At 50.2% G+C, this 21,633-nt stretch carries 18 protein-coding genes and 2 pseudogenes; 1 reads left to right on the forward strand and 19 read right to left on the reverse strand.

Annotated features, from left to right (window positions below):
- The 12 genes and pseudogenes from TQ39_RS17570 to TQ39_RS17625 form a co-directional block, all read right to left on the reverse strand.
- Positions 1-177, reverse strand: a pseudogene (locus tag TQ39_RS17570) (dihydroxy-acid dehydratase); the annotation flags it as partial.
- Positions 178-259: 82 nt separating this feature from the next.
- Entirely contained in the window at positions 260-1,756 is a 1,497-nt protein-coding gene (locus TQ39_RS17575) for a GH1 family beta-glucosidase (RefSeq protein ID WP_338092845.1), read from the reverse strand.
- Positions 1,728-4,202, reverse strand: coding sequence for a beta-mannosidase (locus TQ39_RS17580; RefSeq protein WP_050006506.1), 2,475 nt, complete (start codon positions 4,200-4,202; stop codon positions 1,728-1,730). Before TQ39_RS17580 ends, TQ39_RS17575 begins: the two co-directional genes overlap by 29 nt.
- Positions 4,203-4,243: 41 nt before the next feature.
- Entirely contained in the window at positions 4,244-5,341 is a 1,098-nt protein-coding gene (locus tag TQ39_RS17585) for a class I mannose-6-phosphate isomerase (RefSeq protein ID WP_009322637.1), read from the reverse strand.
- Between the two features lie 8 nt (positions 5,342-5,349).
- On the reverse strand, positions 5,350-7,419 hold the full coding sequence (locus TQ39_RS17590; RefSeq protein WP_009322636.1) for a beta-galactosidase: 2,070 nt from the start codon (positions 7,417-7,419) through the stop codon (positions 5,350-5,352).
- Between the two features lie 107 nt (positions 7,420-7,526).
- Positions 7,527-9,596, reverse strand: a complete 2,070-nt coding sequence (locus TQ39_RS17595; RefSeq protein WP_009322635.1) for a beta-galactosidase — start codon at positions 9,594-9,596, stop codon at positions 7,527-7,529.
- A 16-nt stretch (positions 9,597-9,612) separates the two neighbouring features.
- A complete protein-coding gene (locus TQ39_RS17600; RefSeq protein ID WP_009322634.1) occupies positions 9,613-11,220 on the reverse strand; it encodes a response regulator in 1,608 nt (535 codons plus the stop codon).
- Entirely contained in the window at positions 11,198-12,961 is a 1,764-nt protein-coding gene (locus TQ39_RS17605; RefSeq protein ID WP_009322633.1) for a cache domain-containing sensor histidine kinase, read from the reverse strand. Before TQ39_RS17605 ends, TQ39_RS17600 begins: the two co-directional genes overlap by 23 nt.
- Before the next feature lie 91 nt (positions 12,962-13,052).
- Positions 13,053-13,913: a carbohydrate ABC transporter permease gene (locus TQ39_RS17610; protein ID WP_009322632.1), complete on the reverse strand. Its 861-nt coding sequence runs from the start codon at positions 13,911-13,913 to the stop codon at positions 13,053-13,055.
- The gene (locus TQ39_RS17615; RefSeq protein ID WP_009322631.1) at positions 13,906-14,793 is read right to left on the reverse strand and encodes a carbohydrate ABC transporter permease; all 888 of its coding nucleotides are present in this window, start codon (positions 14,791-14,793) and stop codon (positions 13,906-13,908) included. Before TQ39_RS17615 ends, TQ39_RS17610 begins: the two co-directional genes overlap by 8 nt.
- Before the next feature lie 89 nt (positions 14,794-14,882).
- Positions 14,883-16,235, reverse strand: coding sequence for an extracellular solute-binding protein (locus tag TQ39_RS17620; protein ID WP_009322630.1), 1,353 nt, complete (start codon positions 16,233-16,235; stop codon positions 14,883-14,885).
- Between the two features lie 510 nt (positions 16,236-16,745).
- Positions 16,746-16,988, reverse strand: a complete 243-nt coding sequence (locus TQ39_RS17625; protein WP_420865197.1) for a MobC family plasmid mobilization relaxosome protein — start codon at positions 16,986-16,988, stop codon at positions 16,746-16,748.
- Between the two features lie 347 nt (positions 16,989-17,335).
- Here TQ39_RS17625 and TQ39_RS17630 point away from each other — a divergent pair, with 347 nt between their 5' ends.
- Positions 17,336-17,659, forward strand: a complete 324-nt coding sequence (locus tag TQ39_RS17630) for a hypothetical protein (protein ID WP_009322628.1) — start codon at positions 17,336-17,338, stop codon at positions 17,657-17,659.
- 53 nt (positions 17,660-17,712) lie between these two features.
- Here the strand turns inward: TQ39_RS17630 and TQ39_RS17635 are convergent, their stop codons facing one another.
- The 7 genes and pseudogenes from TQ39_RS17635 to TQ39_RS17665 form a co-directional block, all read right to left on the reverse strand.
- Positions 17,713-18,873 carry a phosphoadenosine phosphosulfate reductase domain-containing protein gene (locus tag TQ39_RS17635; RefSeq protein ID WP_050006508.1) on the reverse strand — a complete coding sequence of 387 codons (1,161 nt, stop codon included), beginning with the start codon at positions 18,871-18,873 and terminating at the stop codon, positions 17,713-17,715.
- A 31-nt stretch (positions 18,874-18,904) separates the two neighbouring features.
- Positions 18,905-19,354 carry a hypothetical protein gene (locus tag TQ39_RS17640; protein WP_050006509.1) on the reverse strand — a complete coding sequence of 150 codons (450 nt, stop codon included), beginning with the start codon at positions 19,352-19,354 and terminating at the stop codon, positions 18,905-18,907.
- A 28-nt stretch (positions 19,355-19,382) separates the two neighbouring features.
- Complete coding sequence (locus tag TQ39_RS17645; RefSeq protein ID WP_050006510.1) at positions 19,383-19,724, reverse strand: DUF3848 domain-containing protein; 342 nt, start codon at positions 19,722-19,724, stop codon at positions 19,383-19,385.
- A gap of 21 nt (positions 19,725-19,745) precedes the next feature.
- A complete protein-coding gene (locus TQ39_RS17650; protein WP_050006511.1) occupies positions 19,746-20,087 on the reverse strand; it encodes a DUF3848 domain-containing protein in 342 nt (113 codons plus the stop codon).
- 13 nt (positions 20,088-20,100) lie between these two features.
- Complete coding sequence (locus TQ39_RS17655) at positions 20,101-20,712, reverse strand: hypothetical protein (RefSeq protein WP_050006512.1); 612 nt, start codon at positions 20,710-20,712, stop codon at positions 20,101-20,103.
- Between the two features lie 52 nt (positions 20,713-20,764).
- Positions 20,765-21,346: pseudogene (locus TQ39_RS17660) on the reverse strand (hypothetical protein); the annotation flags it as partial.
- The gene (locus TQ39_RS17665; protein WP_050006514.1) at positions 21,347-21,622 is read right to left on the reverse strand and encodes a hypothetical protein; all 276 of its coding nucleotides are present in this window, start codon (positions 21,620-21,622) and stop codon (positions 21,347-21,349) included.
- Positions 21,623-21,633: the final 11 nt, after the last annotated feature.

A 21,633-nucleotide genomic window follows, 5' to 3' on the forward strand; every position in this document is an offset into this window, starting at 1 on the left:
CACTCCCGCAGCGGCCGCTTCCACCAAACACAGCAGGTGCGCGCTGCCGGGATGGCTGTCGCCAAATGTGCTCTCCACCATTACCTGCGGTTTTTCCAGGTCGGCCTCCGTCTGCCCCATACCCATGCGCAGCGGGTCGATCTCCGGCGAAAGCGTCCGCACCTTCTGGCTGATCATTTCCTGCATTCTCTACACTCCTTTTGATGATTGCGGCGGCTCGCCGTTTTTTCATACAGTCTAAACTTTCCCCTGAGAATTCTTATAAGTTTTCTCCATTTTCTTTGATAGTACGAGCATACCAAGCAAAAGAATCCTTTGGAATACGCTGCTGAGTGACAAAATCCACATAGACAAGCCCAAACCTATCGTTGTAGCCACGTTTCCACTCAAAATTATCCAAAAGAGACCATTCAAAATATCCCCGAACATCTATACCATCTTCACATGCCCGACGCAGATGCGCAAGATGGCGGCACAGATAATCAATTCGCTGCGGATCATGCACCTTCCCTTCCCTATCTGGCCAGTCGTGAGCAGACATGCCGTTTTCTGTAATGTAAATTGGTGTTTTATAGCGCTCATACAAAAATTTTGTACCCCAATACAGGCAGTCGAAATTCACATGCCATCCAATTGCCGTTCGCGGCCCCCCTTGAGGATAAGCAACTTTTTCCGGCTGACCGCCTGTGCCCATTCGCGTGGGAATCCCCCGATAAATATTTTGTCCGTAAAAGTCTAGCGGCTGGCATATGGTTTTCATATCCGCCGTTCCTATTTGGGGCAGATCCCGCTCCAGCTCATGCAGCCCATCCTCTGGGTAATGACCTAGCATTACCGGATCGCTCCACCACGTCACACTCCAGGCCCAATCATCTCCTGGAACAGATAAGTATGCCCGTCGCGCAGCCTCCACATCTGCAATATTATCTGTTACAGGCACACGTGCATTGGAGGTAGGTGCCCATCCAATTTGCGCCCCAGGCACCGTCGCACGTAACGCCTGCACCGCCTTACCGTGGGCCAGTAGTACATGGTGAGCCATTTGAAGGGCCTGTGCACGTGATGTACGCCAACCCGGTGCATGCATGCCTTGGCAAAATGCATTACCGATGAACACCTGCGGTTCGTTAAATGTCATATAATGCTTTACACGCCCGCCCAGCCGCTTTCCGATAATCGCGGCATATTCCGCAAACCACTCTGACGCTTCTGGTGAAAGCCAACCACCGCGCTCCTGTAGTGCCTGCGGCAAATCCCAATGGTACAGCGTCAGATAAGGCGTGATGCCTTGTTCCAATAGGCCGTCCACCATTTCCTCATAAAATTGCAGCCCTGATTCGTTCAGCTGCCCAATACCATTTGGTAGCACCCGTGGCCAAGAAACTGAAAACCGGTATGCCTTTATCCCCAATTTCGCCATTAGGGCCACATCAACAGGCCAGAGATGATAATGGTCACATGCCACATCTCCCGTATGGCCCTCGAATATCTGCCCTGGTTCTTTTGTATAGACATCCCAAATCGACGGGCCGCGGCCGTCCTGTCCTGAGGCCCCCTCAATCTGGTATGCACTGGTCGCTACCCCCCACACAAAATCTTTCGGAAAACTCATAGCATTCTCCTTCAGCTGCTTCAAGGTCAGCCGTTGAAATTCTTTCAATGCAATGCCGCGGCCGTTGTCACAACAAAACTGTTTTCGGCCGCGGCAAATATTTTTTACTAGTGTTTCAGTATGTGTCCGCCACGCTACGTACAAACAAACTTTTCTGTAGCTGCTCTGCCGTCACCTCCGGTGCGACACCATTCTTCGCCAATGTGACACATACCCCCTGCGGCGTGCATAAGGGGAAATCATTGTCGGAAAACGGGCTGTCTGTCAGCTCTGTCTCCAGTTCTACCTGATGGGCATAGCAATCGCTTTTCACATAGATAGCAAAATTTTCGTCTTCTTCCTCCACACGCACCGTATAAAAGGGTTGCGGCAGTCTCATCTGCTTCGGCCTACAGAATAGTACACTGGCATACGCGCTGTCAGCGCCCTCCACACATAGACGATACGCCGCAAATATGGTGTCCTGTGCATGTTCCTGCATCTCTCCTGCAAAATCTATCACGTCCAGCTGCTGTACACTAAGTGGCTGTATCTGAACCGATACCATAGTATGAGCCAAAAGCGTATAAGCGGTATCGCGCAGTTCTACTTCAACTAGTCCTTTCAATACTGCACGGCTGTCGTTATGAACCCACAAACGCAGTTCAGTCCCCTCCGCCTTGGCTGTTACCATACGCGGGGCAAAGAAGCGCCGTGCATAATAATGCAGCGCTTTCCAGCGGCCAAAATAGTCGATGCTCGCCCACGATGCTACAGGCCAACAGTCGTTAAGTTGCCAGTAAATAGCGCCCATGCAACGGCCTCTGTTGCGCCGCCAGTGCTCCACACCGTGCCTAATCGCTTCCGCCTGCAGAAGCTGTGAAATATAAAGCAGGGTTTCAAAATCTTTGGGATATCGGTAGTAGCTGGAAATATAGTACATGATCAAGCCGTTAGCCGCACCATTTTTTTGATGACTTTCCATCACAGGTGAAAAAATATTGTGGTCGTCGAATTCCGTAAATGTCTCCACCGTTCTTCGTCCGGGGAACGATTCAAAGCCAAACTCGGAACAAAAGCGGAAATAGAATTTTTCGTAATCTGTGAACGGCTTCATACCATGCCATACATCCCAGTAATGTACATCCCCCCGATTCTCTGCATTAGGTTCGTCGAAAGAACCACCAGAAGAAGGCGAAGATGGCCAGTAAAACACCCCCGGTGCATTCTGTTCCATCTCCTGCGGAATCACATACTCAAACTGCTTGATATAATCTGCTTTCAGCGCGGGGTGATGTGTCACCACATCAGGCCACTCCACCCAGCCGAGCTCCATCTCATTATTGCCGCAGACAAGGCCCAGACAAGCGTGATGCCGGATACGCACCAAATTGTCCCGCAGTTCCGCGCGGATATTTTCTTCAAATGCTGCATCCATTCGGTATACATTGCAGGCAAACATGGCATCCTGCCATACAATCAAACCTAAGCGGTCACAAGCATCATAAAACCAATCATCTGGATAATAGCCGCCTCCCCATACGCGAATGGAGTTAAAATTAGCTATGGCACAGTCCTTCAGAAGGCGTTGTGTCCGCTCCGGCGTTACCCGTGTGATTACATTATCTTCTGGCACATAGTCTGCTCCCATGGCGAATATCTTGACGCCATTTACCTGGAAACAGAACTCCTCGCCCCATTCGTCTTTTTCGCGGCTCACTGTCAATTCCCGCAGGCCAATCTGTTTTTGCCATACGTCCTGTACTTGACCGTTTTCGCCCCATAACTCTACCCGCAGGGTATATAACGGCTGCTCACCATAGGTGTTGGGCCACCAGAGCTGTGGAGCTGCCACTGTAAAGGATACGGATGTTTTCCCGGTATTCGGCTCTTCCTGTGCTTGCATCGTGTCGCCAGACGGTGACGTAAGCACACAGCAAACGGTATTTTTGTTCGAGCCGGGAAGTTCATCCAGCTGTATGTCAACCTGCAGTGAAACCGTCCCCTTGTTGTGCCTCTGTTCCACATGCACGTCGGCCAGGCGTGCGCCTGAAAAAGCGTTCAACTCCACCGGACGCCAGATACCAGTATCAGGCAACTGGGGTCCCCAGTCCCAGCCAAACATACAATGCGCCTTGCGCAAAAAGTTATTTCCTCGGATACAGCCTTTTGCTACATAGTGTACTATTGCATCCTGTCCTTTCTCACGAATATACCGTAAGGAAGAGTGAAATACAATTTCCAGACAATTCTCGCCCGCTTTCAGCCTACCACTGACAGGGAAGTGCCAGGTACGATGCATATTATCCACCATTCCCAGAAATTCTCCATTCAGCCGTATATCAGCCAACGTGTCCAGTCCGTAAAATACTAACTCCGCATATTGCTGTGCCAGCACTTCCTTTTGAGGAGTAAAGTACAACGTATAGCAAAAATCCTGATCCAGCAATTCACGAACTTCATACTCATTTTTGCGGTAAAAGGGGTCGGGCGCCAGTTTCGCGTCCAGCATTGCATGCAGTACACTGCAGGGAATATCCGTCTTTACTTTCCAACTCTCGCCCATGCAGGGCTGAATATACCAACCTCGGTTCAGTTCCTGTGTTATCATGAAACTCCTCCGTTTTTTTGAATGAATCTGTTTTGATGTCCTTAATCCCGTGGGCCGAAGCACTGTAGCACCCGAAGCTGCCCGGCTGGGGCTGCACGCAAAACAAAGTCACTTGTGCCTGCCGGTACAAAGTACTGACCTGGTGCGTTCAACTGCAGAATCCCCCCCTTACATTCCAGCGTGCCTGCGCCCTCCAGAACGTAAAGCCCGCTGAATCTTTCGTTCTTTACTTTTAACTCGCCATCTGTACGCAACTCACGCATGGCAAAAAATGGAGTGTCCTCATAACCCACGAGTTGTGCAGAGTCCCCTGTCTGTTCCCCGGGGAACGGACGACGCGGCAGGAACCATTTTTTTCGCGCCGCATCACGGCTGAACCCTTGATAATGAAAACATTCAAACATTTGATTGAAACCAAGTCCCTGGTGGCACATCTCATCTGCCACAGCGAAACCACTTGGGGTAGTGCGCTCCACGCGGATCGTATAATCTGTCGGTTCCTGAATCTCTGCCAGAAAGCAGCCCGCACCAATAGCGTGCGGCACGCCTCCTTCAATGAGAATTGTCTCACCGGGGTGCACCTCATAACGGTGCAGACAATCCAGCATTCCCGGAATCTCCTGCTTTTTAAACAGCTCCTGCCAGTATTCCCGTGTCACACCTTCACGAAAGCCTAGATATACGCAAGGAGCTTCTCCCTCTACCATGCGACCGTCCAAAATATGCCAACATTCTGTCTTTCCGAAAGAAGACCCCAAAAGTCTCTGCGCAGTCTCTCTGTCAGGGTGAACCTGAATCGTTAATCTCTCTGACGAGTCAATAAGCTTCACCAGAACGCCCGGATGCGCACCGTGTGCCGCCGCATGAGTACTGCCCAGATAAGCAGCTGGATCTGATTCCAAAACCGACTTCAATGTAATCCTCGGAGTCTGCGCCAGATGAGAAAGCCCTTCTTCTGGAAAATCCTCCCTCCCGGAGTTTCGCGCTGCTACCACAGACATGATCCATTCCTCTGGGAAGTGTCCGTCTCTGCCCATGCCGCGCTGTACACCGTGCAGTTCATCCAGTCGTGCTCCCCCTAAATAAGTCCTCCAAGCACGGGGATAATCCAATTGAAACGGAAGATCAGTTCGCATCATATATCCCCTCACTTTTCATAAACATACACGGCATGGCTACACGCAGGCAATGTAAATACGGCCTGATTATCCGCCTGTACCGTATTTCCAGTAAACAACTCCGTCAACACGACTCCTGCTGGAAGCCCTGTCAGCGACACATTCTCGGCCTTATCGGAGAAATTCACAGCCAGTACCGCCTTCTGTGTTTCCGATTCGATATATGAGAGATGGACATGCTCGTCCTTCTGCGCACGTATGCAGGATACCTTTGCCGTCACCTGAGAAATTATTTCCTTCAGCTCCGGCCACAGCTTTTCCAGCAGAACCAATCCTTCAAAATTGTTGAAATAAAGCGTCTTGCCCTTGCCATATTCGTGCAGCACCACAGCCGGCGTACCATCTTCCATTACAGCCAGCACACGGGCAGACGGATCTGTCAGCTTCAGCTTCTGACTTTGGTAGCCTGTATGCAGTGTCCCCTCTTTGGTTTTCATTCCTTTACCGCTATCAACATCAATTTCTACCACGCCGAACAGCTTTGACAATGTTTTACCTGGGATTCCTTCTGGCGGTACACAGCCACGGTCATCCAGCGCCCCCATACGGCCGTCCGCAATGAGGACACCGCCGTTTTCCACATAGCGGCACAAGCTTTGCGCTTCTTCCTCACTTATGCGAATAGCGCCTGGCAGAACCATTACAGGCACCTGCCGCTCCCCCACGCCAAGGCGCGAGAGGTCTGTAAATTCAACCGACATTCCCCAGTTCCAAAACAGCTTGTACCAGCCCTCCATATTTTGTGCCCAAAAGCTTTTGCCCGCTTCGCCAAATTTCAGTAGGCTGTCAAAGTACAGACGCACGTCGTAATTGTAAGCGATTTGCACTGAGGGACTCGAAATGCAGAAATTATCGAATAATTCACTATTGGAACGGATGACTCTCATCAAAGAACTCATCGCCTCAGCGCGCTCATTCGGGGTACCATCCATCAGTGTAAGACCTCGGCCAGTAGCTTGATACCCGTGCAGGAACGGGCGCCAGCGCCACAACTGCATACCTGAAAGCCCAGTGAATATACACATAAGTGTCCAGCTTACCAATTCCTCGCAGTTTACTTCGCTGCCTGGCGTCAGCACAGACTGAGTGTGCGTCTGCAGCTCGTTGACGAAATAGGGCTTGTGCGCCTTGCGCGCTGCGCCCGCTGGAATGGAAAAGTACATCGACAACGTCCAGGGTGTGTCTTTGTAATTGCGCCCCCAGCTCTTAGGATAAAACGTAGCCCCATAAATATCGGGCACATAAGCTGTTTCAAACTCATCATTGTTGCGCATAGTGACATCTTGTGCAACAACCGCAGATGATGTGCCGTCCACAATAATTGGATGCGCATCATCATACTTCCTTGCCGTATCATACAAAAAACGACAAATTTCTGTGACATTAACACTACGGAACTTTTCATACTCCACCGCAGGCAGCAGGCTGGACCAAATACTATATGGAGCGCGGCGCATCTCCGAGCGTACCTGCTCAAAGCTCTCATAGCGGCGATACCATTCCTTGTTCAGCTTCTCAATGGTGCCGTATTTTTCACGCAACCATTCCTGGTATTTGCGTGTTGTCCATTCGTCATCAGAGCGAAAATGTGCTTCGTTGAATACATCCCAGCCATAAACAGCGGGGTGATCCTTCAAGGCCGTAATCGCTTCGCGGAAATATGTATCGAAATAGTCTCGCACCACAGGATGGTTCAGATTCGCCCACATACAGTCTACGTTATACCATGGCCCATACTGATCCCCATACTCCATCTCCGACGTACAAGCTGAATCTGGCATGAATTCCTGTGCCTGATTTTGGCCAAACAACTGCAAAATGGCTTTCATACCCAGCTCTTGGCACAAATCGAGTACATAGCGTGTTTTGCTGAACACCCACTCATGGCTGCTCTTCGCCAGCCACGCATTGCCGATAGGCCACAGGGTTATCAGGTTGAAGCCGCAGTCCCGCATATTCGTAAGGTCCCGCCGCATTTCCTCATCTGTGTAGTCCTGCTCAATGATATATACCGCTCCAAATAAAAAGTTACTTTCCATAAAAATATCCTCCCATCTCAAGGTTACCGTAAGTATACCAAGACGGGAGGATTCAAAAAATGCAGAAAATCTTCTTTTTTATCTAAAAAACTATACAGCTTTGGATATCACCTACAGGGCCAGACATACACGGCATGGCTACACGCAGGCAATGTAAATACGGCCTGATTATCCGCCTGTACCGTATTTCCAGTAAACAGCTCCGTCAACACGACTCCTGCTGGAAGCCCTGTCAGCGACACATTCTCGGCCTTATCGGAGAAATTCACAGCCAGTACCGCCTTTTGTGTTTCCGATTCGATATATGAGAGATGGACATGCTCGTCCTTCTGCGCACGTATGCAGGATACCTCCGCTGTTACCTGAGAAATTATTTCCTTCAACTCCGGCCACAGCTTTTCCAGCAGAACCAACCCTTCAAAATTGTTGAAATAAAGCGTCTTGCCCTTACCATATTCGTGCAGCACCACAGCCGGCGTACCATCTTCCATTACAGCCAGCACACAGGCAGACGAATCTGTCAATTCCAGCTCCTGTGTTTCAAATCCCGTGGGCAACACATTACCTCCAACCAGCATGCGTCCGCCACTGCCCACATCTGCTTCCACTATGCCGAATAGCTTTGACAATGTTTTACCTGGGATTCCTTCCGGCGGTACACAGCCACGATCATCCAGCGCCCCTATACGGCCGTCCGCGATGAGGATGCCGCCGTTTTCCACATAACGACACAGACTCTGTGCCTGCGTTTCACTTACACAAACAGCCCCCGGTACAATCATCACAGGCGTTTCAAAATCATCTTCATTCAGCCTCTCCAAATCTGTCATTTCGGCGGGCATGCCCCAATTCCAAAACAGCTTGTACCAACCCTCCATATTTTTTGCCCAGAAAGTCTTTCCTGCCACGCCGAACTTCAATAGGCTGTCAAAAAATAGTCTTCCCCCATAACTGTATGCAATACGCACCGCTGGTCTGGATATGCGGAAGTCATCAAACAATTCGCCATTATTATGGATAACCTCCAGCAGGCTGTTCACTGCTATAGCACGCTTATTTGGGCACCCATCTATACGTGTAAGGCCCCGGCCAGTGGCTTGATACCCATGCAGGAATGGGCGCCAGCGCCACAACTGCATACCTGAAAGTCCGGTGAATACACACATAAGTGTCCAGCTTACCAGTTCCTCGCAACTTACTTCGCTGCCTGGCGTCAGCACAGACTGAGTGTGCGTCTGCAGTTCGTTGACGAAATAGAGCTTGTGCGCCTTCCGCGCCGCGCCCGCTGGAATGGAAAAGTACATCGACAACGTCCAAGGTGTATCCTTGAAATTTTTCCCCCAGCTTTTGGGATAGAAAGTAGCTCCATAGATATCGGGCACATAGGCTGTTTCAAATTCGTCACAGTTACGCAGTGTTAAATCATCCACCAGAATCATCGCCGAAGTTCCATCAATCATGATGGGATGTATATAATCATATTTCTTTGCTGTGTTGTACAGAAAACGGCAGATCTCCGTCAGACTCTCGGCACGAAATTTTTCATACTCTACCGCAGGCAGCAAGCTGGACCAGATACTGTAACTGGCGCGTCGCTTTTCCGGCCGCACCTGAGCAAAGCTTTCGTAACGGCGGTACCATTCTTTATTCAGCTTCTCAATGGTACCATATTTTTCACGCAGCCATTCCTGATATTTGCGGGTTGTCCATTCGTCGTCCGTACGATGGTGGGATTCGTTGAACACGTCCCAGCCGTATACGGCCGGATGATCCTTCAGCGCAAAGATTGCTTCGCGGAAATATGTATCGAAATAGTCTCGCACCACAGGATGGTTCAGATTCGCCCACAAACTGTTTTCGTTGATCCATGGTCCATACTGATCTGCAGATTCCATTTCTGGTGTCTGGGCAGAATCCGGCATGAATTCCTGCGCCTGATTTTGGCCAAACAACTGCAAAATGGCTTTCATACCCAGCTCTTGGCACAAATCGAGTACATAGCGTGTTTTGCTGAACACCCACTCATGGCTGCTCTTCGCCAGCCACGCATTGCCGATAGGCCACAGGGTTATCAGGTTGAAGCCGCAGTCCCGCATATTCGTAAGGTCCCGCCGCATTTCCTCATCTGTGTAGTCCTGCTCGATGATATATACTGCTCCAAAGAGGAATTTACTCATATTGCATGTCTCCTTTTCAATGGTTCAACTCCTTAAAGGTGCCCGGCGTATAACCCGTGTACTTTTTGAAGATGAACGCAAAATATTTGTAATCGTTAAAGCCCACCTTCGCCGCGATTTCATAAACCTTATCTCCCGGCTGTTGTAGGATAAGAGCCTTTGCTTTTTCAATTCGGAATTTATTCAACCATTCGGTGAAGTTCTCTCCCGTTTCCTGCTTAAATATTTTACTGAAATAATTCGGTGTCACGTATACGGCGGCAGCCACGTCCGAAACCTGAATACTCTCGGCATAGTGCGCCTGCACATATTCGATGCTGTCTCGTACAGTATGTCGGTAGTTGCTTCCTCTCCTCTCTTCCAGCGCCCGCATCGCACGTGAATATACATTTTTTACAAACATCCTGATTTCATCTAGCGTCTCGTAGCATTCAATCTCATCCACGATATGAGAATTTTGACCAAACGCCTCTTTCAATGTGATTTGGTCATCTGACAAAGCACGCAGTGCTGGCAACAACAATACAACACCGAACTGCCGTACTGCTTTGCGCGTATATGCTCCACTGGAAAAATACGTTTCGAATATCTCATCCAATTTCTTCTGTACATCCAGACTCTTATTCATTGCGACAGCCTCTTTTAAGGCGTCTTCATCTGCACGCGCCAGAAGCACTGTTCCGTTTCCAGCATCCTCGGGCATGTCTCCTGCTAAAATCACCTGGTTTTTTCCTGTACATACTTTACGATCCAGGGCTTCACACGCACGGATACCTGAAGCACGCAATTCCTTCAGCGTATCTGCGCATGTACCAACGGCTGCTGTAACTGTGAAGTGGAAAAAGCGCTGAGTATAAAATTGGATCTGCTTGCAGGCTTCCACGACATCATCGAGCGTGCTCTGTTCCATACATATCACACCTAGGAGACTGCTTTCAGCCAACAGATAACCGAAAGCCGCAGAACCCAGTGCGCTCAACAGCTCTTCCGCAATATTCAGCACCGAATAACGCATTAATGTATCACTGCCCGGCACGGGCGCACGCTGGCCCCAATCGTCAATATCTAAAGCCACAGCCATATACTGCGGCCCATCCAAGGGAATGCCCAACTCTTTCCCGTCTCGAAAAAAAGTCTCCTCTGTTATGCGGTCTGCCAAAAAATCGCGCAGGCATGCACCGCGCATCACTGGTAGATTGCGCGCTAGTACCTGCTGCGTGGCAATTTGACGCATTTTCTCTTCCCTCTTTGCGTTAATATCGGTGCACAGACGCTGCATCAATCTTTCCAGTTCATCCACACGTACTGGTTTGAGCAAATAATCCATTACACCAATCTGAATGGCCTGCTGCATATACTCAAAATCACTGTATCCCGTCAACAGAACAACCCGCGTGTCCGGGCGTTTCTTCAATAGTTCCCGCGCAAACTCTAGGCCGCCGATGATCGGCATTTTGATGTCTGTGATTACGATGTCAGGGCGCAACAGCAGTGAGCGGTTCAGTGCATCTCGCCCATTTGCCGCCTCGCCTACTACTTCGATATCCAAGACGCCCCAATCTACTACATTAGCAATGCCGCTGCGTATCACCGCTTCATCGTCAACAATCATCAATTTCAGCATTCGTTCTTTGCTCCTTTCTCAGCGGCTGGATAACGACCGCTGTCAGGCCGCCGGTTTCGTTTGCCTCAAAATGTAGACCATACTTCTTGCCAAAGCACAACTGAATGCGGCTGTGCAGCCCTGCAATAGCAAACCCCCGTTTCCCACTGGAATAGGATTCCAGCAGACGATTCACCTCTTCCACATCGCATGCGATGCCGTCATCCGACACGCGGTAAATCAGACACCCCTGTTCGCTATATATTTGCACACGGATGCTCCCGGTTGCGCCTTTGGGCTCAATGCCATGGAAAATAGCGTTTTCAATTAAGGGCTGAAGTGCAAAATTAACTGTCTCACAGTTCTCCAGTCCATCTTCTACCTCAAGCTGAAAATCGATGGTATCGGAATAACGGCATTCCTGTATCATCAGATAATTGTGTGTGTATTCCAACTCTTTTGACACGCTGACGACGCGGCTATCCGTTTCTACCGCAGAGCGAAATAACTGAGACAGTGCCTCCACCAAGCGGCAGGTCTCAGGGGCGTCCTCCATACGACTCATCCAGCAAATGGTATCGAATGTGTTGTAAAGAAAATGTGGGTTGATATACGCCTGCAGTGCCTTAATCTGCGCATCCTTTTCTCGCAGCTGGAACAAATATACATCATTAAGCAGTTCGTGAATGCGGCGGGACATCTTGTTGAAAGAACAGGCGAGCACTGCAGTTTCATCGTTGCCCGCTTCCGAGATTGTAAGATCATAATTGTTTTCTTCCAACCTTTTCATAGAATCTGTGACCGTGGTGAGAGGGCGCAGGACCATTGCCGAAAACAACCGTGCAAGAATCGCACTGACAATGAATAGCACTGCACAGAGCGTTACCAGCATCATTAAGAATGAAAACTGCTGTTCCCTTTGACCCATACCTGACAAGGGGCTACTGCTCACCAGATACCAGTTTGGATAGTTCAGGCGGTAATATGTGAGCTGCACCACTTTATCCTCCAGCTGTGCCTGTTGCGTTCCTTCTGCTCCAGCAAGCACAAAATCCTTTCCGAACAAATCCACCACGCTTTTCCCTTCACGAATCTGCTCCGAAGCAATGATAACGTTACCGTTTTCCACCAACATATTTTCCATCTGCTCCACGCCACCACTATCTAAAAGCTGCGTAAAGTTCACAACAGGAACGCAGAGCTGCACATACCCCAGCGTTTTGGATAGGTCGTTGACGTCTCGCACCCGGCGCGCAAAAACATAGGCCTCTTTAATGGAAAAATAGCCACGCTCGGCCTGTCCTACGAATGTAAGATGCCCGTTGCTTTCATCTGCTGCCCGCTTTTGTGAGTCGGTAAGGTCTCCGTAAGCCGACCCAGAGCGAAAGTAAAGGCCGTCCTCCCTCAGTACATGCAACTCGGAGATATACTTGTCATAGGTGAGATGATTGGTGAGAAAACCAGAAAGATTCAGCGCCGCCGCGCCAGACGCGGCCTTATTATCCGCTGTGAGGTAGTGGTATACGGCGCTCTGCTGAAACAACTCCAGAGAATTGTTTTTCAAATCCTCCAGCATATACTCCAATGCGGTGGCTGTTTTGTTCGCAGCAGTAGCATTGGACTGCATAATACGCTCAGAAAGCGAACGTGCATTGAGCATATATGCAGTACCCGCCACCACCACAAGTGGCAACGCTACTAAAAGCAGGATGATGCACTGCAATTTGTATCGCAGGCTGAAGAAAAACGGTTTCTTTTTCATGTCCGTGCCTCCTAATATCATTCCTGTCTTTTATTGTAAAAGGCACCCAAGCAAAATACAAACTATTTTTCACGGACGGCTTTGGAATGACTCATCCCTTTACCGCACCTGCCACCATCCCTTTCATAATCTGATTATAGAAGCACAGATAGATGACGATGACAGGAATTGAGGCAATCGTAAGCGCCGCAAATAGCAACACATAGCTTGTCGCGTAAGCGCCACGAAAATATGTCAGGCCGATGGGGACCGTCTTATACTTATTGTTACTGATAAGTACCAATGCCAGAGGAAACTCGTTCCATGTATTGAGGAACGTGAGGATAGCGGAAGTGGCCAATACCGGCTTGCACACCGGCATAATGATGGAAAACATCGAGCGTACATGGCTGCAGCCATCAATATAGGATGCCTCTTCCAGTTCAACAGGAATACCGCGCACATAACTTTCCACAAGGAAAATGGCCATGGGAAGTGCGAAAGCGATATACGGCAATAACAGAGTAAACACTTTGTTAACAAGATGCATGTATTTGAATTCGATAAAAATAGGTAACAACAGAGCATAGATGGGGATAAGCATACCAGCCATAAACAGGAAATAAATGGCGTTGCGTCCACGGAAGTGGAAACGCGACAAGCAGTATCCAATGGTGAACGCCAGCAACAAAGTAAGCACTGTTGTGAGCACACTGTTAAGCAGGCTGTTGACGGCATAAGTACCCATATTTCCCGCAATAAATGCCTTGACGTAGTTACCCCACTGTGGTGACTCCGGCAGCGCAAGGATATCCAGTGCGAATTCCTTATCTGTTTTCAGAGAAGAGTAAATCATCCATATGACCGGGGCGATGCATGTGATTGACAGCGCCCAGCACAGTACATTTGCCACAAGGCTGGAAGCGCCATTTTTTAGTTTAGAGGTGACCGGATTATATGTAGTATTAATCATTGTCCCTTTTCCTCCCTCCTACCAGCTTACTGACAGCCACCAGCAGCAAACTGAGCACCAATATACCGATAGCGCATGCACTGCCGTAACCGTATCGCTGCCGCACAAACGACATCTTATAAGCATACAACGCCACGACCATAGAACTTGTGCCGGGGCCACCGCCCGTCATTGCATAAATTTGATCGAATGTTTTCATATTTCCGGAAATGCATAGGATAATTGTTACCACAACGGTACTTTTGATCATTGGCAGCACGATGAAACAGGAACGCCTCCAACCGTTTGCACCGTCCAATTCTGCGCATTCCAGTACACTAGCGTCGATGCTTTGGATTGCCCCCAACAGGATGACCATGTAATATCCAATCCACTGCCAAATTTTAGGCGCTGCCAAGGATTGGATGATAATATTGGGGTCATCCAACCAAGGTTGTATCCAACTTTCCAAGCCAAACATATCAAGGAATTTGTTCAAAAGGCCATAATCCTTGTTGTAGATGATCTGCCACAGATACGCAACTACGATGCTGGACAAAATGACCGGAAAAAAGATGACCGTACGATGGAAATTTTTGAAACGCACCACACGCGAAGTGAGCAGCATGGAAAGCACAAACGCGATACCGATCTGGCCTATCACAGAATAAATTACGAACAGAATATTATTCCAAAAAGCCTGCCAAAAATTTTTATCTTTTAGTAGCTCTATATAATTCTGCAGAGCGATAAACGTTTTGTTGATGCCGCCGTCCCAGTTGAACAGGCTGAAATAAAACGCTACGCCCAGCGGCACAATACAGCACATCACAAACAGCAGTACGCCTGGGATCAAAAGTGCCGCCAGCGTCAGCTTTTTGGGCTTTATCTTATTGTACACGGCGTTCCCTCCAATTTTTTAAAAAACCGCACGGCCTTCTCGAAAGACCGTGCGGCACATTGTCAGTCTTGATTATTTACGCCCCAGTCTCAGCCGTTTTCCATCTCATACTGATTCTGCAACTCCTGAGCCAGCGTCTCAGCTGTCTTGGTGTTGTTCAGAATCTCCTGCAAGCCAGACTGCATGACGTCCATAAGTCCAGAGGACAGCTGATGATCATATACCGGAATAAAGCGACGTCCATCGATGAATTCAAAATACTGAGCAGCCATCACAGCAGATTCATCCAGCGTATAATCGTCTGCGCTATATGCGGAAACAACACCGCTCATCGCGCATTGCGTAGCAAACTCAGGGCCTACAACCGTAGTAAGAAAATCCACTACAACCTCACGCTTAGATTCGTCCAGCTTGGAGTTCACGGCAAAGCCCCAGCCAGAGCCGCCGGTGATTACTTCAGCCTCGCCCTTGCCGCCCTCCACAGTAGGCATCGCGGCAAACTTCACAACAGCTTTCATATCGTCTTCCATATTGGCGTCCAGCGCAGACACAGCCCAACTGCCGTCGAACATTATAGCAGCTTGGCCATTCATGAACGCGGCACGCTGTGCATCGCCGTCGATGCTGTTGACATCGCTATTGAAAGCACCAGTGGCTGCTAGGTCATACAGGCTTTGCAGAGACAACACAAATTCCTCGTCCGTAAATTTGGAACCAGTATTATTACGCAGACTCTGGTACCATTCGTCTCCTGTACACCGGTTACCCAGCGTTGACATAATGACGGATTCTGCCGGCCACAACGGAGAGTTGCCCAGCTCAATGGGCGTGATGCCGGCAGCACTCAGTTTCTCGCAAGCTTCGATCAATCCATCCCATGTGGTGGGGAATTCCGTGATGCCAGCCTGCTCGAACAATGCCGAGTTATAGAAAACAAAAGTATTCGTTACTTGATAAGGAACGGCATAAGTGCCGTCACCGATTTCAAAGTTTGAGAATACACCGTCACGGAAACCGTCTACCCATTCGGAATTCTCACTGAGTATATCGGTAAGATCCATCACGTAGCCGTTTTCTACAAAGCTTTTAGCCATCTGGCCTTTCATCTGAAAAATATCGGGCAACTCATCAGCAGCAGCCAGTGTCTGTACTTTGGTTCCCATATCTGCGGTATTCAACGTTTCTTCCTCAATAGTTACATTGGGATGCTCCTGTTTGAATACTTCGAGACGGGCACGAAATGCTTCCGTCATGCCTTCACCCTCAACGAACTGGTCCATCAATGTCAGTGTGATGGGCTCATCTGTTGCGGTAGATGTAGCTGATCCAGATGTACCGCCCGTGGACACCATGCTACCGCCGGAAGCAGCCGTGTCGCTACATCCAACACAACTCAGAGCCATGGCTGCAGCCAAGGCAAATGCTAGTAACTTTTTACGCATAATGTTTTCCTCCTTAAATGATTACTTGTGGCGCCCGGCTTTCACCCCTGGCGTCTTTTGATGTTTATATTCTACAGTACTCTCAAAAGCATAAAAAGTCAGTAAAACTATCACTTTATCTAATATTCTACGATGCCCTATTTTTGCTGGAACACACATTTCATTTTTCACCCGCCGCAGTGGGAGACACTCCAGAATCGGTTTTCTTTGCGCAATTCAATACATTTTCTAGATTTATCATAATTCCTCACGCAACATCCTATCTTTTGTATTGAATTGAATGGGCTACCGCCTTTTGCCACGTACGTGCCATTAACACGCTCGGACTATTACAGCGGCACCGTTGTTATATTGGTTGCTCAGAGCCTGCCCTATAGCTCCCGCAAACATTCCAACTTAGGTAATTTCCCCTTTAGCAACAGAGCAAAAAGCCGTGTTCATTGCCGAATACGATTTTTATTCTTTTATGTTGGCACATCTGGGCTGCACAAGTACAGGTTTTATCCTCATTCATATACTCTCCTTTACAAGCGAAAGCGCCTTGCTGCACAGCCGCTGCAGTTCCTCCACCTGTGCGGGGGAAACGCTTTTGACCGTGTTGGCAAGGCGCGTGATCTGGTTGATGTTGTTTGCGATCCCGGATATCTCACGGACGAGCCGGAGCTGTTCTTCCGTTGGCCGCGGCTTTATTTCCACGCCCATGATGAGATTGCGGATGACTTCGCTTTTTCCCAGCCCACTCTCCTTACATATTTTTTCGAGATGTGAAAGCTCGTTTTTATCGAGAAAAAATTAACATGAAATGTTCGGACGCGCAATGTGTATCACCTCATTGATTCAATGGTTCGAAGGGTTTTAGGGAGCTTGCTCCCTAACAAGCGGGCATTTGTATCTACAAATGCCGTGCTTGCAAGGACAGCGCACGCGCTGTCCTTTACCTGTCGAAAGAAAAAATGACGCCATCATTCTTTACATTCAATTATCTGCATTCCAACTTACGACACGATTTATCTTGTTACTTCTGTTTGACTGTGATATATTTAAGCTGCCAGCTATCTTTAATATATATATATATATATATTTGTTGGGAGTGTGACTTAATGTCTGAAGGAAAACGTATCCGGAGAACGCCGGAACAGATCGTTGCTGATTTGGATGTTCAAATTGAAAACCTGAAAGATTCCATCCTGGAATTGGAAAACAAAAAAGCAGCGTCTGTCACCGAATTCGATAACAAGATCGCCGCTGTTAAAGAAAAAATCGCTAAATTAGAAGTTAAAAAGAAAGATGTACTTACGCCGAAAAAACGCAAACCGCGTAAAAGCAAAGCCGAACAAATCAAACTCCTTGTCAGGCAGGCACAGAAATCCGGAATGAAGCTGGACGAGATTGCGGATAAGCTTGGCATGGCTCTGCCTGAATAATCGTCTTTACCGCAGCCAGGAGGCTGCGGTTTTTTCATTGTTCATTGCCATGCTCAAAATTGATCCGCTGCATAATTTGTATTGCCGATAAAATACGCCTCTATCTTTCCGTAATCCCCGAACTGTACCTTCTCTCCTGTGAGATAACAGACAGCTTCCTCCCACATGTGCAGCGGATATCTTTCTCTTTCCCGCATATGGCGCATAATGTCCAGCGCCTGGCGCTTCGTTTCCGGCACAAGGCGCAAATCCGAAATATTCACGCCAAGCTCCCAGGCAATATCGTCAAGCAGCCGGGCAGGCTGTGCCGTGCGGTCTTCTGCGTATCCCCATAGCGTAAGCTGGTTCCCGTCTGCTTTGTCCGCCGCCTTGTCGTTCAGCCACCATTCAAACCACTGCTCCGGCGTGCTGGCAAATTCCAGAACCGGCAGGCCAAGCGCGCGCCTGTCCTCCAACATGTGGCCAAACGTGCGCAGATACTGCGCCTTGAATTTTGGCCAGCGGCGGAACTCCTGTTCACGCCCCGCGCGCCGTGCCATGGGGCAGCCGATGCAACCAAGCCGCGTAAATCCCTCATCGTACAGGCTGCATTGCTTCAGCCCCACATCTTTGGAATAGGACCAGATATCCGAATCCGTCCAGTACGCCAACGGGTTGACCCTCCTCTGGTTGTCCTGATAGCAGGTCTCGAATATCCTTCGCTTTTCACTGTTGTCAAACGGCATGATGATGCTGTCACCGCGCTTTTTGTCCGATGCGATCTCCAACTCGTCGCGCTTTTTTCTCCGTCCCACACTCTCATACTTGCGCACGCCCAGCGACAGGATCGCCCGGCCCTGCTGCGGCACCGGACGCTCTTTCAGATGTTCGCAGCAATATCGCACCTTGCGCAGCGGCGGGATCTTCTTTATGCGCATCAATTTCCACATACTATACTGGTACATCACGTCATAGGTCAGATACCCCAGATCGCGGTATGCCTGGAAATTTGCACGCTGGAAATAGACAAGCTCCGGCGGATCGATGCCTGTAACACTATGCATATAAAAATGCCGCACTCCAGCCCGGCGCATCAGATGCCCCAGCACGCGGCTGTCTTTTCCCTCACTGGTACAAACACAATAGCCCCGCACATCGTAGTGCAGTGCCAGCCCCTCGTAATACCGGAGCAGGCGCACGGCTTCTTCATCCGGCGCATTTTTTGTAAAGCTCATTTGATGTTCCATCGAAAAAGGCCGAAGCGAATTACCGCTCCGGCCCGCCGCCTCCTTTTTCCCTGTTCGTTTTTCGCCGCTCCCGCATCGACACATATTCGACAAAATACAGGTCCAGCGGCATATATTTAAAGCTTCTGTTGTATGCAAGGAGCTCATTTTCGATCCCGTCCCGGACCGCATGGTCAAGCAAATGCTGTATATCCTCCACCGGGATCGTGCGCACCGTGCAAAATCCGGGCAGTCTCCAATCGTCCGGCATCGCCGCCTGCAGCATGTTATTGCTGCGCTCGCCCGCTGCCCAAAGCAGCACGGAACCCGCCGGGCAGCCTTTCAGCGGGGCCTGCAGCCTGACTGCGGCGGGAATGTCCGCCAAGAAGCGCCCGCTGGGGTCCTGCTGCCGCGCCATGAAATACTCTTTTACGATCTGCCCAACCTGCTCCTGCGGCTGGATGTATATAAGGCTTTCCTGATAACCCATTGTGTCACGTCATCTCCTACAAATAGATTCATCCCATCGGATGTTCTTTTCGGAACGCCTCGGTCTGGCGCTTGAGATAGATGCGCCGCGTCTCGCGACGCACAGCACTGCGCAGCGCGTCGATGTGCGAATATTCTGTTTTCAGCCACAGGCGGTAAAGGAAATCCAGCGGCCTGCGCTGCGGCGTCAAAACAGAAAGCTGCTGATGGGTAAGCGGCGTTTCCCGTAAAACGGAAAGCAGGTCCTGCTTGATGACATATTCATACGCCCTGTTCATCACCTTTGCGGGCACGCTGCCCTCCAAGAGGTCCCGCAGGCAAAACATCTCATGCTCCGCCTGCGCGACCACTTTCATCTGCTGTTTTGTCATGTTCTGTATCCTCCGTTTTTTCTATCGGGCTTCGCCTGCAATTCTTTCCCGGTTTCTTTTTCGCTGCCATCCGGCTTCCTCTGCCGCCGCATCCTGCATATGGTCGATCAGGACATTGGAAAGGCCCGTATCCTTTTTCAGGTACTCCTGATACAAATATTCCAGCGGCATGCGCATGCCCAAAAGCGCCTTTGTTTCCTTTGGGCCAAGGAACGCTTCTTCCACCAGCAGCGCCATATCTGTTTTCACCGCAATTTCGCCCGCCTTTTCGATCACATCCTGTACGGGCAGACGCTCCAGCCCGGCCACAAAAGCCGCCAGCTCATCATTCATTTTTCCGATCAATCGTTCCGTATTGTTCATAAAGCTCCCTCCGTTATCTCTCATAGTCCTTCGCCGCCCGCTGCGGCGGCTCAATATCCAGCGTATCGTCCATCAAATCCGGGATGCTGTTCTTCCCGTCGATGTTCAGCAGTGCGTTCACCGCCGAGAGCCGCGCTTCCTTTTCAGCCAGCTCCTGCTCCTGTGCAAACGGCTTCTCCAGCTCCTGTCGGGTATTTTCCTGCTGCTTTTCGATCTCCGATATTTCCTGCGTCAGCTTTTTCAAATGGGCTTCCATCCCGTTCAGCGCATTGTTGATACGGGCAAGGTTGCCCTGTACATCCGTGCCCAGCTCCGCGAAATACACCGCCGCGCCGCGCAGGCCCACGACAAACGCCTGTTCCATCGCACGGTATTCAAGCCGCATCGCAAACCCGCGGTATGAGCCTATTTCCATCGCTTCGTCGCGCTGCACCACCGTCTGGCACAAAGCCAACAGCTCAGCGCCCGCCGCGGCCTTGTCCGTGTACTCCCGGCCCATGACCGTCATGGAAAACTGCTCCCTGTCCTCCGGTGTGTTCGCGTCGCGCCGGGGGATGTCCTTTTCAATGGCGACGATCTTCTGCCGCCGCTCCAAAAGCTGCTGCGGATATTCCAGCAGCAGCATATCCTCCAACCTGTACCGCTGGGACACATGGCTTGATTTCAAAAGCCGCAGCTTTGATCTTCTTCTCAGCCTTTGGCGTGGACAGGTCGCAGAATACAAGCTGTGTCCCTTTGGTGGATGCAAATTCCTGCCAGAGCCGGAACACCTCCTCCACAGAGGCATTGACCTTGCTGCCCGCCTCATCCGGCAGAAGCGGATCGATGAGCCGCTGGTCCAGCGCCAGCTTGCGGCCATCGTTTGTAATTTTCAGCATATTGTCCTCGCTGGGGTCTACATTCCCGTTCCGCACCGCCTCGGCGCGTTCGCCCAGTTCAGCCACCATTTCCCGCTGGATGTCTGTGGGCTTTACCACAACATTTTTCCGCTCTACCTCCGGCACAGGCAAATTCAGCATATCCGCTGTCTGGATGTCCGCCGCCTCGCGCCACAGCGCCATCAGCTCCGGCAAATTGTAGAACCGGGAAAAACGCGTGCGCATCCGGTATCCCGTCCCCTCCGGCTTCAGTTCCACCGACGTGGTCACTTCCCCGAACGTGGACGCCCATTCGTCGAACAGCGTCAGGCCCCGGTCCTGCAGCATACCGTATTGCAGATACCGCATCATCGTATACAATTCCGCCATGCTGTTGGAGATCTATTTGAGACGCCCGAAATGGCTGTGCGGGTCCGGCAGCGCGATGGCCTGCGCGTCCGGACGCAGGCTCCGCTTCATCCGCGTATACCACACCTCCTTCGCCGCGCACGCCGTCGCCTCCGGCTCCTGCGCGTAGATCAACACCTGCTCCGGAAAGCTGTATTTGTACAGACGCGCCGCGGCGTCCAGGAACGCCCGCCACGCCTGCCCGCTACTCGTAATGTTGTACAGCGTTGTCCGGGACAGCTCCCGGACGGTCTGCCTGTTCACCGGCATCGCCGCTCATC

Source organism: Ruthenibacterium lactatiformans, assembly GCF_000949455.1.
Lineage (GTDB): Bacteria > Bacillota > Clostridia > Oscillospirales > Ruminococcaceae > Ruthenibacterium > Ruthenibacterium lactatiformans.

Bases quoted from the DNA above. Each gene is read 5' to 3' on its own strand.
- TQ39_RS17580 (WP_050006506.1), bottom strand. From the start codon at position 4,202: ATGATAACACAGGAACTGAACCGAGGTTGGTATATTCAGCCCTGCATG.
- TQ39_RS17585 (WP_009322637.1), bottom strand. From the start codon at position 5,341: ATGATGCGAACTGATCTTCCGTTTCAATTGGATTATCCCCGTGCTTGG.
- TQ39_RS17590 (WP_009322636.1), bottom strand. From the start codon at position 7,419: ATGGAAAGTAACTTTTTATTTGGAGCGGTATATATCATTGAGCAGGAC.
- TQ39_RS17595 (WP_009322635.1), bottom strand. From the start codon at position 9,596: ATGAGTAAATTCCTCTTTGGAGCAGTATATATCATCGAGCAGGACTAC.
- TQ39_RS17600 (WP_009322634.1), bottom strand. From the start codon at position 11,220: ATGCTGAAATTGATGATTGTTGACGATGAAGCGGTGATACGCAGCGGC.
- TQ39_RS17605 (WP_009322633.1), bottom strand. From the start codon at position 12,961: ATGAAAAAGAAACCGTTTTTCTTCAGCCTGCGATACAAATTGCAGTGC.
- TQ39_RS17610 (WP_009322632.1), bottom strand. From the start codon at position 13,913: ATGATTAATACTACATATAATCCGGTCACCTCTAAACTAAAAAATGGC.
- TQ39_RS17620 (WP_009322630.1), bottom strand. From the start codon at position 16,235: ATGCGTAAAAAGTTACTAGCATTTGCCTTGGCTGCAGCCATGGCTCTG.
- TQ39_RS17630 (WP_009322628.1), top strand. From the start codon at position 17,336: ATGTCTGAAGGAAAACGTATCCGGAGAACGCCGGAACAGATCGTTGCT.
- TQ39_RS17635 (WP_050006508.1), bottom strand. From the start codon at position 18,873: ATGAGCTTTACAAAAAATGCGCCGGATGAAGAAGCCGTGCGCCTGCTC.
- TQ39_RS17640 (WP_050006509.1), bottom strand. From the start codon at position 19,354: ATGGGTTATCAGGAAAGCCTTATATACATCCAGCCGCAGGAGCAGGTT.
- TQ39_RS17645 (WP_050006510.1), bottom strand. From the start codon at position 19,724: ATGACAAAACAGCAGATGAAAGTGGTCGCGCAGGCGGAGCATGAGATG.
- TQ39_RS17650 (WP_050006511.1), bottom strand. From the start codon at position 20,087: ATGAACAATACGGAACGATTGATCGGAAAAATGAATGATGAGCTGGCG.
- TQ39_RS17655 (WP_050006512.1), bottom strand. From the start codon at position 20,712: ATGCTGCTGCTGGAATATCCGCAGCAGCTTTTGGAGCGGCGGCAGAAG.
- TQ39_RS17665 (WP_050006514.1), bottom strand. From the start codon at position 21,622: ATGCCGGTGAACAGGCAGACCGTCCGGGAGCTGTCCCGGACAACGCTG.